Annotated in this window: 7 protein-coding genes and 2 pseudogenes; all 9 read left to right on the plus strand. The window is 66.8% G+C overall.

Annotated elements, in window-relative coordinates; all coding sequences use genetic code 11:
- Nucleotides 1-440 (plus strand): annotated as a pseudogene (locus GSQ76_RS30390) (TetR/AcrR family transcriptional regulator); the annotation flags it as partial.
- 37 nt (nt 441-477) lie between these two features.
- Complete coding sequence (locus GSQ76_RS30395; RefSeq protein ID WP_158747821.1) at nt 478-1,506, plus strand: Gfo/Idh/MocA family protein; 1,029 nt, start codon at nt 478-480, stop codon at nt 1,504-1,506.
- A gap of 8 nt (nt 1,507-1,514) precedes the next feature.
- Entirely contained in the window at nt 1,515-2,345 is an 831-nt protein-coding gene (locus GSQ76_RS30400) for an amidohydrolase (RefSeq protein ID WP_158747822.1), read from the plus strand.
- Between the two features lie 147 nt (nt 2,346-2,492).
- Nucleotides 2,493-4,034: a phosphoric/sulfuric ester hydrolase PehA gene (pehA, locus tag GSQ76_RS30405; RefSeq protein WP_158747823.1), complete on the plus strand. Its 1,542-nt coding sequence runs from the start codon at nt 2,493-2,495 to the stop codon at nt 4,032-4,034.
- A gap of 2 nt (nt 4,035-4,036) precedes the next feature.
- The gene (locus tag GSQ76_RS30410; protein WP_158747824.1) at nt 4,037-5,662 is read left to right on the plus strand and encodes an ABC transporter substrate-binding protein; all 1,626 of its coding nucleotides are present in this window, start codon (nt 4,037-4,039) and stop codon (nt 5,660-5,662) included.
- Nucleotides 5,659-6,657, plus strand: a complete 999-nt coding sequence (locus GSQ76_RS30415; protein WP_158747825.1) for an ABC transporter ATP-binding protein — start codon at nt 5,659-5,661, stop codon at nt 6,655-6,657. The genes GSQ76_RS30410 and GSQ76_RS30415 overlap by 4 nt, the downstream gene beginning before the upstream one ends.
- Nucleotides 6,654-7,634, plus strand: coding sequence for an ABC transporter ATP-binding protein (locus GSQ76_RS30420; protein WP_254070725.1), 981 nt, complete (start codon nt 6,654-6,656; stop codon nt 7,632-7,634). The genes GSQ76_RS30415 and GSQ76_RS30420 overlap by 4 nt, the downstream gene beginning before the upstream one ends.
- Nucleotides 7,631-9,178, plus strand: a complete 1,548-nt coding sequence (locus GSQ76_RS30425) for an ABC transporter substrate-binding protein (RefSeq protein WP_158747826.1) — start codon at nt 7,631-7,633, stop codon at nt 9,176-9,178. Before GSQ76_RS30420 ends, GSQ76_RS30425 begins: the two co-directional genes overlap by 4 nt.
- 1 nt (nt 9,179) lies before the next feature.
- A pseudogene (locus GSQ76_RS32285) lies at nt 9,180-9,718 on the plus strand (ABC transporter permease); the annotation flags it as partial.

Genomic DNA, 9,718 nt, shown 5'->3' on the forward strand with positions numbered 1-9,718 from the left:
ACGAAGAAATTCGCACGCGTGAAGGGGCGCTCAACCTCCACGAGCTCGACCCACACACCGCGTTGGAAAAGCTGGTGGCCTTCACCTTCGGCTATTACGTCGACAATCCGGACTTCGTGGCGATCCTGTCGAACGAGAACCTTCTCGGCGCCCAATCCCTGCGTCAGTCCAAGCGGATCCTTGCCATGAACACACCGATCGTGGACGCGCTGAGCGACATCATTCGCCGCGGCCAGGATGCTGGGGTGTTTCGTGAGAACATCGACGTGATCGACCTCTACATCTCGCTTTCGGCCCTCGGCTTCATGTACGTCGCCAATCGCCGGACCCTCGGCATCGTGTTCGGGCGGGACTTGATGGCGCCGCTCAACCTGCGCCGTAGGCTGGTCATGGTGACCGACATGGTGATGCGATATGTCTGCGGGCACCGCGCCCCTTGAAGCGGCCCAACCGCAATACCCGTATAAGGATCGCGACATGAAGGAAGGCAAAACACTCCGGTTCGGTATCTTGGGCGCCGCCAATATCGCACGCGCCTTTGCCAAGGGGGCTGCCACCGTGGATGGGGTCGACATCGTGGCCCTGGCCAGCCGCGATGCCAGCAAAGGCCGCGCCTTCGCCGATGAGATCGGGGTGGCCCGGGTGCACGCGTCCTATGACGCGCTGCTGGACGACCCCGGGGTCGACGCGATCTATATCCCGCTGCCGAACACGATGCATGCCGAATGGGCCATCCGGGTGGCCGAAGCCGGTAAGCACATATTGTGCGAGAAACCGCTGGCCAGCAGCACGGCCGACGCGGTGGCGATGTTCACGGCCGCCAAGGCCGCCGGCGTTCACCTGGTGGAGGCCTATCCCTATCGGGCGCAACCGCAAACGCGCAAGGTTCGCGAATTGCTGGACGCCAAAGCCATTGGCCGGCTGCAACTGATCCACGCCACCTTCGGCTTCACATTCGACAAACCCGGCGACATCCGGCTGGACCCTGCGCGCGGCGGCGGCGCTCTGCTGGACGCCGGTAGTTACGCGACCAGTTTCGTCCGCATGGCCGCCGGCGAGTGCCCAACCCGCGTGATGGCAGCCGCCCGGTGGTCGGACACCGGCGTAGAAACCACCGCCGCGGGCACGATGGAATTTCCGGACGGGCTGCTGGCGCAGATCTGGTGCAGCTTCGGTACCGCCTATCATCGCCACGCCCTCATCGCGGGCGATGCCGGGATGATCGAAACCACCTACCTCAACCACCCGCCGGAAGGTGGCGCCCCCACGGTGTATCTTCGCCGTGGCACCACCGCAGCAACCGAGCGTGAGACGATAGAGACCGCCGGCGGTAGCGGGTTCGCCGCTGAAATCGCCTCGTTTCGCGACCTGGTGGCACATGGTTGGGTCGGCTGGACCGGCGCCACGCCCCAGGAATCGGTCGACATCGTTGCAACCTTGGAGGCGTTCGCGCAGAGCCTTAAAACCGGCGGCTGGGTGGACGTGCGGCGCGTCCCATTGGCGTAGCGCACATCATGTCGGTGTTCGACGAGCCAAAGGTCGATTGCCACCTCCACATTCTGGACCCGGCGCGCTTTCCCTACGTGGCCAACACGCCGTTCCATCCGGCGGGCCAGGAGATTGCCACCGCGGCGCAGATGAACCAGGTGTTCGCCGCCTACGGGATACGCAACGCCCTGCTAGTACAGCCCAACTCTGGCTATGGCGACGACAACCAATGCCTGCTCGCCACCATCGCCGAGAGCAGTGGCCGGGTCAAAGGCGTTGCATTCGTTCCCCTCGATATCTCGCTCACCGAACTGCAGCGTCTCAAATCCAACGGTATCATCGGTATCGCCTTCAATGTGCCGTTTCATGGTGTGCCTTACTACCTGGGCGCCGCGCCGCTGTTGGAGAAACTGATGGCACTGGACCTGATGCTGCAAGTGCAGATCCACGAAGACCAGCTTCTGGCGCTGCTGCCAATGCTGCTGGCATCGCGCGTTCGCTTGTTGATCGACCATTGCGGCCGTCCCACGGTCCAGTCCGGTTTGCAGCAACCAGCGTTTCAGGCATTGCTGGATCTGGGTCGCCGCGGACGTGCCGCGGTGAAGCTATCGGGCTATGTGAAATTCTCCCAGCAGCCGCATCCGTTTACTGACACCTGGCCCTTCGTGGCGGCTCTGGTCGACGCATTCGGCCTGGATGCTTGCGTCTGGGGCTCCGACTGGCCGTTTCTCCGAGCACCGCAACGCGTGGATTACGGCCCGTTGCTCACACTGATGGAGCGCCTTTTCCCGCAGGCGGCCGACCGGCGGAAAGTGTTCTGGGAGACGCCACGACGCCTGTTTGAGTTCAAGGCGTGATATCGAATGGCGCTACGCAGGCCGCTCCGACAGCAGACGACCCGCATCCGGTGACGGGGTGACGCTGCTCCTGCCAACTCGAACTGTCATTGAACCGCAATCCAACTGACACGACGCGTTCCATGATGGCCTGCTATGCGCCGCGCCATGCCAAAGCAGAATGTGCTCCTTGTCGTCGTCGACCAATGGCGCGGCGATCATATCCCCCATATCCAGCGCGCCGATGGTCGAACGCCGGTCCTGCGGACGCCGAACCTGGACCGGCTTTGTGCCGAAGGCACGACGTTCCGCAACCACGTCACCACTACGGTGCCGTGCGGCCCGGCGCGGGCCAGCCTGCTGACGGGGCTGTACCAGATGAACCACCGGGCGTGCCAAAACACGATCCCGCTGGACAGTCGTCATGATACGCTGCCGCGTGCGTTGCGCCGGGCGGGGTACGAGCCGGCGCTGGTCGGCTACACCACCACGGCGCCGGACCCGCGCACCACCGGGCCAGCAGATCCGCGTTACACCGTGCTGGGCGACACCATGGATGGCTGGCGCCCGGTGGGCGAATTCGGGCCGGCGCATGACGCCTATTTCGGCTGGTTGGCACAGCAGGGTTTTCCCTTGCCGCCGAACCGGGACGACATCTGGCTGCCGGAGGGCGAGGATGCCGTGCCGGGTGCGACCGATCGCCCGTCCCGTGTTCCCGCCGAACTGTCCGACTCCGCCTATTTCACCGAACGCGCGCTCAGCTATCTGAAGGGCCGGGATGGCCTGCCGTTCTTCCTGCATCTCGGCTATTACCGCCCGCATCCGCCCTTCGTCGCCAGCGCGCCGTATCACGCGATGTACAGCCCGGCCGACATGGCGGCACCGGTGCGCGCCGAGAGTGCGCTGGCAGAGGCAGAGCAGCACCCGCTGCTGCGCTTCTATCTGGAGAACGGACTGAATCGCGGGTTTTTCCAGGGCGCCGAGGGCATGGTCGCCGATCTGGACGAAGCCGCCATTCGCCAGATGCGCGCCACCTATTGCGGCATGATGACGGAGATCGACGATCAGCTGGGCCGGGTCATGGCGTGGCTGGACGAGACCGGGCAGTGGGATGAAACCCTGGTCGTGTTCACCTCCGACCATGGCGAGCAATTGGGCGACCACCATCTGCTGGGCAAGGTCGGGTATTTCGACGAGAGTTTTCGTATTCCGCTGGTGATCAAGGCGCCCTACCAGAAGGGCGGCGGCATCGTCGATGCGCCGACGGAAAGCATCGACTTGATGCCGACCATGCTGAACTGGCTGGGTGCGCCGATCCCGAATGCGGTCGATGGTCGCAGCCTGATGCCGTTCGTGCGCGGCGAAACGCCGGCGGATTGGCGAACGGAATTGCACTACGAATACGATTTCCGCGACATCCATTACTCCCGCCCGGAGACAGCGCTGGGCTTGGGCATGGAGGATGCCAGCCTCTGCGTGGTGCAGGACAAGCACTACAAATACGTGCATTTCGCCGCGCTGCCGCCGCTGTTCTTCGATCTGCGGGCCGACCCGAACCAGTTCCACAACCTGGCCGCCGACCCAGCGCATGCGGGGTTGGTGCGTGACTACGCGCAGCGCGCGCTGTCGTGGCGGCTGCGCCATGCGGACCGGACGCTGACGCATCACCGCGCGACGCCGGCCGGCCTCGAAACTCGCAAAAGGGTATAGACATGTTGCAGCTTCCCCGCCGCGGCGTTCTGGCCGGGGCGCTTGGCGCCGCTGCCCTGCCGCGCTTCGCCATCGCCCAGGGTGACACGCGCCCGACCGTCACCGTCGCGGTGCAGAAGATCAGCAACAGCAACACGCTGGATGATCTGCGCGAGCAGTCCAATGTCGGCACCCGCCTGTCGGCCTTTTTCGTGGAACGGCTGATCGACCTGAATTATCAGGGCCAGTTGGAGATGATGCCCGGCCTGGCGACCGCGTGGCGGCGGATCGATGACAAGACGGTCGAGCTGAGCCTGCGGCAGGGCGTCATCATGCATAATGGCGACACGTTCACCGCCGAAGACGTGGTTGCCAGCTTCAGCCCCGGTCGCATGTTCGGCACCACCCATCCCAGCGCGCAGGGCAAGACGCTGCCGCTGTCGGGCGCGATCGTCACCACCAATCGCACGAAGGATCTGCCGCAGGAGGTGCCGCCGGTTGGCCGCCGGCTCTGGCCCGCGCTGGACCGGGTGGAGGCGGTGGACAAATACACCGTCCGCTTCGTCAACGCGACGCCGGACGTGACGATGGAGGGCCGGATCTCGTGCCGGGGCAGCGGCATCATCAGCCAGCGCGCGTTCAACGAGGCGGCGAGCTGGCTGGATTATGCCCGCGCGCCTGTTGGCACGGGTCCCTACAAGATCCGTGAATTCCGGCCCGACGTCTCGCTCACCATGGATGCGCATGACGCGTACTGGGGCGGCCGACCGCCGATCAAGACGCTGCGGCTGGTGGAGGTGCCGGAGGTGAGCGCGCGTATCAACGGCCTGCTGACCGGCGAGTATCAGTTTGCTGCCGACATACCCCCCGACCAGATCGCGTCCATCGAGGGGCACGCCGGGTTCGAGGTCCAGGGCGGCACCATCCCGAACATCCGCATGACGGTTTTCGACAAGAACCACCCGACGCTGCACGACCCGCGGGTTCGGCTGGCGATGGCGCATGCGATCGACCGCAAGACCATCGTGGACAGCCTGTGGGATGGCCGCACCGTGGTGCCCGCCGGGCTGCAATGGCCGTTCTACGACCAGATGTTCGTGCAGGGCTGGACCGTGCCGGAGTTCGACCTGGCGAAGTCCCGCGACTTGCTGAAGCAGGCCGGGTACAAGGGCGACCCCATTCCCTATCGGCTGCTGAACAACTACTACACCAATCAGGTTGCCAACGGGCAGGTCCTGGTGGAAATGTGGAAGCAGGCCGGGCTGAATGTCGAGATCGGCATGAAGGAAAACTGGACCCAAGTGCTGGAACGCAACCCCACCCGCGCCATCCGGGACTGGTCCAACTCGGCCCCGTTCAACGACCCGGTGTCCTCCATCGTGAGCCAGCACGGCCCGAATGGCGAGCAGCAGCAATATGGCGAGTGGACCAATGCGGAGATGAACACGCTGTCCTACGAGCTGGAGACCAGCACGGACCGGCCGCGGCGCCACGCCATCTTCGCCCGCATGTTGCAGATCTGCGAGCGGGAGGACCCGGCCTATACCGTGCTGCACCAGAATGCGGTGTTCACCGGCAAGCCCAAATCCATTCGCTGGAAGGCCGCCCCATCCTTCGCGATGGACTTCCGGGCGGCCAATTGGGGGTGAACCACCTCGTCCACCCCGCGTCGCAAACTTCGTTCGTCCCGACCGACCCACTGGTGACAATCCGGGATTTGACGGTGGCGTTCCACGGCACCGTCGCCCTGCATGGCATCGACCTGCATATCCGGCCGGGGGAGAGCCTGGGGCTGGTGGGCGAGTCTGGTTGCGGCAAGTCGGTGACGTGGCTGGCGGCGCTGGGGCTGTTGCCGAAATCGGCGAATGTGGCGGGCAGCGTGCGGCTGCAAGGGCAGGAATTGCTGCACGCCACCGGCCCGGTGCTGGACCGGGTGCGGGGCGGCCGGATCGCCATGATCTTCCAGGACCCGGCGAGTTCATTGAACCCGGTGCATCGCATCGGGCGGCAAGTGGCAGAGGCCGTTCGCCTGCACCGCGGCCTGTCCGGCGCGGGGGCGCGGGCGGAGGCGCTTCGTCTGTTGGACCAGGTCGGCATTCCCGGCGCCCGGGCCCGGATGGACGCGTATCCGCACGAGATGTCGGGCGGGCAGAACCAGCGCGTCATGATCGCGGCGGCCCTGGCCGGGCGGCCGGAGTTGCTGATCGCCGATGAGCCGACCACGGCGCTGGACGTGACCATCCAGGCGCAGATCCTGGATCTGCTGCAGCAACTCCGCAGCGATACCGGCATGGCGCTGGTGTTGATCAGTCATGATTTGGGCGTGGTCGCGGACATGTGCGACCGCGTTTGCGTGATGTATGCCGGGCGCATCGTGGAGGAGGCGGCCGCGTCCGGCCTGTTCGACGCGCCGGCGCATCCCTATACGCGCGGGCTGCTCGGCGCGTTGCCGGCGCTGAGCGGTGCCCGCCAGCGGCTGCAGGCCATTCCGGGCCGCGTTCCCGACCCGTCGTCCATGCCGCCGGGCTGCGCGTTTGCGCCGCGGTGCGAGCGGCGGATCGATGCCTGCGACGCCGGGTTGCCGCCGCTCGATGCGATCACGCCGGGTCACCTTGCTGCCTGCATCCGGGCCGATCGCGGGTGAGTCTGCTGACGCTGGACCACGTGTCGCGCATCTATGCCATGCGCCGGGGCTGGCTGGGCCGGGCGAGCGCGGTGCAGGCGGTGGAGGCGGTGAGCCTGACCGTGCAACCCGGCCGCACCCTGGGGGTGGTCGGTGAGTCCGGCTGCGGCAAGTCCACCACGGGGCGGCTTGCGCTGGGGTTGGAAGTGCCGGATGCGGGCACGGTGCAGTTCGCCGGGCAAGCGATGCCGCCGCCCAACTCGGCCGCGTGGCGCACGCTGCGGGCACGGATGCAATTGGTGCCGCAGGACCCGCTGGGCGCGCTGGACCGCCGGCTGAGCGTTGCGCGACAGATTGCCGAACCGCTGACCATTCACGGCATCGGCGATGCGGGGGAGCGGGCGGACCGGGTGGCGATGCTGCTGCAGGATGTGGGCCTGCGTGCCGACCAGGCCGCCCGGTACCCGCACGCATTATCGGGCGGGCAGCGGCAGCGCGTGGTGTTGGCCCGGGCCTTGGCGACCGGTCCGGACCTGCTGGTCTGCGACGAGCCGGTGTCCGCGCTGGACGTGTCGATCCAGGCGCAGATCGTGAACCTGCTGGTCGATCTGCAGGCGCAGCGCCAGATCGGCATGCTGTTCATCAGCCACGACCTGCGGGTCATCCGCCAGATCAGCCACGACGTCGCGGTGATGTATCTCGGCCGCGTGATCGAGCGAGGCGACCCGGACGCCGTGTTCGCCGACCCGGCGCATCCGTACGCGCAGGCCCTGGTCGCGGCCATTCCCGGTGGCCGGGGCGGCAGGCGTGCCGTGCTGCAGGGCGACCCGCCGAACCCGGCCGATCGCCCTACCGGGTGCGCGTTCCATCCCCGTTGCCCCGCGGCCGTGTCGCGCTGCCGTGCCGAGGTGCCGGTGCTGAAGCCACGCCCCGGTGACGGCAGGCTGGTCGCGTGCCATGTGGCGCAGGGTGAATCCGAATTGGGCCTCGCCGCATGATGCACCGCCGAACCGCGCTCGCCACCCTTGCCGCTGCGGCGCTGCCACGCTTCGCCGTCGCGCAGGCGGATACGCGCCCGGCGTTGACGATCGCGGTGCAGAAGATTGCCAACACCGGCACGTTGGAGCCGCTGCGCGAGCAATCCTCCAATGCGAGCGAGCATTACCTGGCTGGCTTGCTGGAAACGCCGATCGCGCGCAACCAGCAGGCCGGCCTTGCCCGCATGCCCGGGCTGGCGACCGCCTGGCGGCGCATCGACGACCGGACCGTGGAACTCGATTTGCGACCCTGCGTGCGCTTCCACGACGGCACCACGATGACGGCCGAGGATGTCGCGTGGAATTTCGGCCCGGAGCGCATGTTCGGGTCCGCCCTGCCGGCGGATATTCCGGCCATCGCCCGGCGCCACTGGCCGGCGCTGGAGCGCGTGGACGCCACTGGGCCGCTGACCGTGCGGTTCGTCAACGCCAAGCCCGACATCACCATGGAGGGCCGCCTGTCCGCCGGTGGCAGCGAGATCGTGAGTCCGCGCAGCTTCCATACCCCCTGGGTGGATTACGCCCGGGCGCCATCCGGCACCGGGCCCTACAAATTGCGGGAGTTCCGGCCCGACGTGTCGCTGACGCTGGATGCGCATGACGATTACTGGGGCGGTCGGCCGCCGTGCCGGTCGATCCGGTTCCTGGAAGTGCCGGAGGCCGCTGCCCGCGTAAATGGGCTGCTATCCGGCCAATACGACCTGGCCTGCGACATCGTGCCCGACCAGATCGACGCGATCGAGGGGACGGGGCGGTTCGTCGTGCGGGGTGGCCCGGTGACGAACCATCGCATCGTCAATTTCGACATGCACCACCCCAGCCTGGCCGACCCACGCGTGCGATTGGCGATGGCGCAGGCGGTGGATGGCAAGGCCATCGTGGACAGCCTGTGGGCCGGCCGCACCACCATCCCGCCGGGGCTGCAATTCGCGTTCTACGGCCCGATGCTGGTGCCGGGCTGGACGGTACCGCCAAACGATCCGGCGGCTGCCCGCGCCCTGCTGAAAGCCGCGGGGTATAAGGGCGATCCGATCCCCTACCGCATCCGCAAGGATTACTACGCCGCGGAGACATCCACCGCGCAGGTGCTGGCCGCGATGTGGCAGGATGTGGGGTTGAACGTGGAGCTGAGCATCAAGGAAAACTGGTCCCAGGTGTTGGAGAAGACCCCGCCGCGTGGGCTGCGCAACTGGTCCAACAGCGCGGTGTTCGACGATCCGGTGTCCTCCATCGTCAACCAGGAGGGGCCGAACGGCGCGCAGCAGCAGGTCGGCGAGTGGAGCAATGCCGAGATGAACACGCTGTCGGGCCAGATGGAGGCAAGCAGCGACATCCCGGCCCGCCGGGCCATGTTCGCCCGCATGCTGCAGATCTGCGAGCGGGAGGACCCCGCCTACATCGTGTTGCACCAGAACGCGAATTTCACCGCTGTCCGCAAGACGCTGGCGTGGCCGGGGACGGCGTCATTCTACGTCGACCTGTCACCCCGCGGACTGCCGGGCTAGGATGCTGCGATTTCTCGCGTTGCGGCTGGGCCGCGCCCTGCTGACGATTCTGCTGGTGGTGACCTTCGCCTTCGTCGTGCTGCGGCTGTCCGGTGACCCGGCGTTGCTGATCATGTCGCCCGACGCACCGGCCGAGGCGATCGCTGCGTTCCGGCACGCCTGGGGGTTGGACCAGCCGGTTTGGGTGCAGTACCTGCACTACTTCGTCGCCATCGCCCATGGCGATCTGGGGCAATCGATGCGCGACGGCCGCCCCGCGATCCAGTTGGTGGCGGAGCGCATCCCCGCCACGCTGGCGCTGACGCTGCCGGCGCTGGCGCTGAAAATCTGCGTCGGCGTCCCCGCCGGGATTTATGCCGCCCTGCATCGCAACACCATCATCGACCGCGGTGTGATGGCGTTTGCCACCGCCGGGTTCACCATCCCGTCCTTCGTGCTGGGGCTGGTCCTGGTGTTGGTGTTCGCCGTGCAATTGCGCTGGCTGCCGTCTGGCGGGCAGGAAAGCTGGAGCAGCGCGGTGTTGCCCGTTATCACGCTGGG

The organism is Acidisphaera sp. L21 (genome assembly GCF_009765685.1).
Lineage (GTDB): Bacteria > Pseudomonadota > Alphaproteobacteria > Acetobacterales > Acetobacteraceae > LMUY01.

Excerpts from the sequence above, each read along its gene's own strand:
- GSQ76_RS30395 (WP_158747821.1), top strand. The coding sequence starts at position 478 with ATGAAGGAAGGCAAAACACTCCGGTTCGGTATCTTGGGCGCCGCCAAT.
- GSQ76_RS30400 (WP_158747822.1), top strand. The coding sequence starts at position 1,515 with ATGTCGGTGTTCGACGAGCCAAAGGTCGATTGCCACCTCCACATTCTG.
- pehA (WP_158747823.1), top strand. The coding sequence starts at position 2,493 with ATGCCAAAGCAGAATGTGCTCCTTGTCGTCGTCGACCAATGGCGCGGC.
- GSQ76_RS30410 (WP_158747824.1), top strand. The coding sequence starts at position 4,037 with ATGTTGCAGCTTCCCCGCCGCGGCGTTCTGGCCGGGGCGCTTGGCGCC.
- GSQ76_RS30425 (WP_158747826.1), top strand. The coding sequence starts at position 7,631 with ATGATGCACCGCCGAACCGCGCTCGCCACCCTTGCCGCTGCGGCGCTG.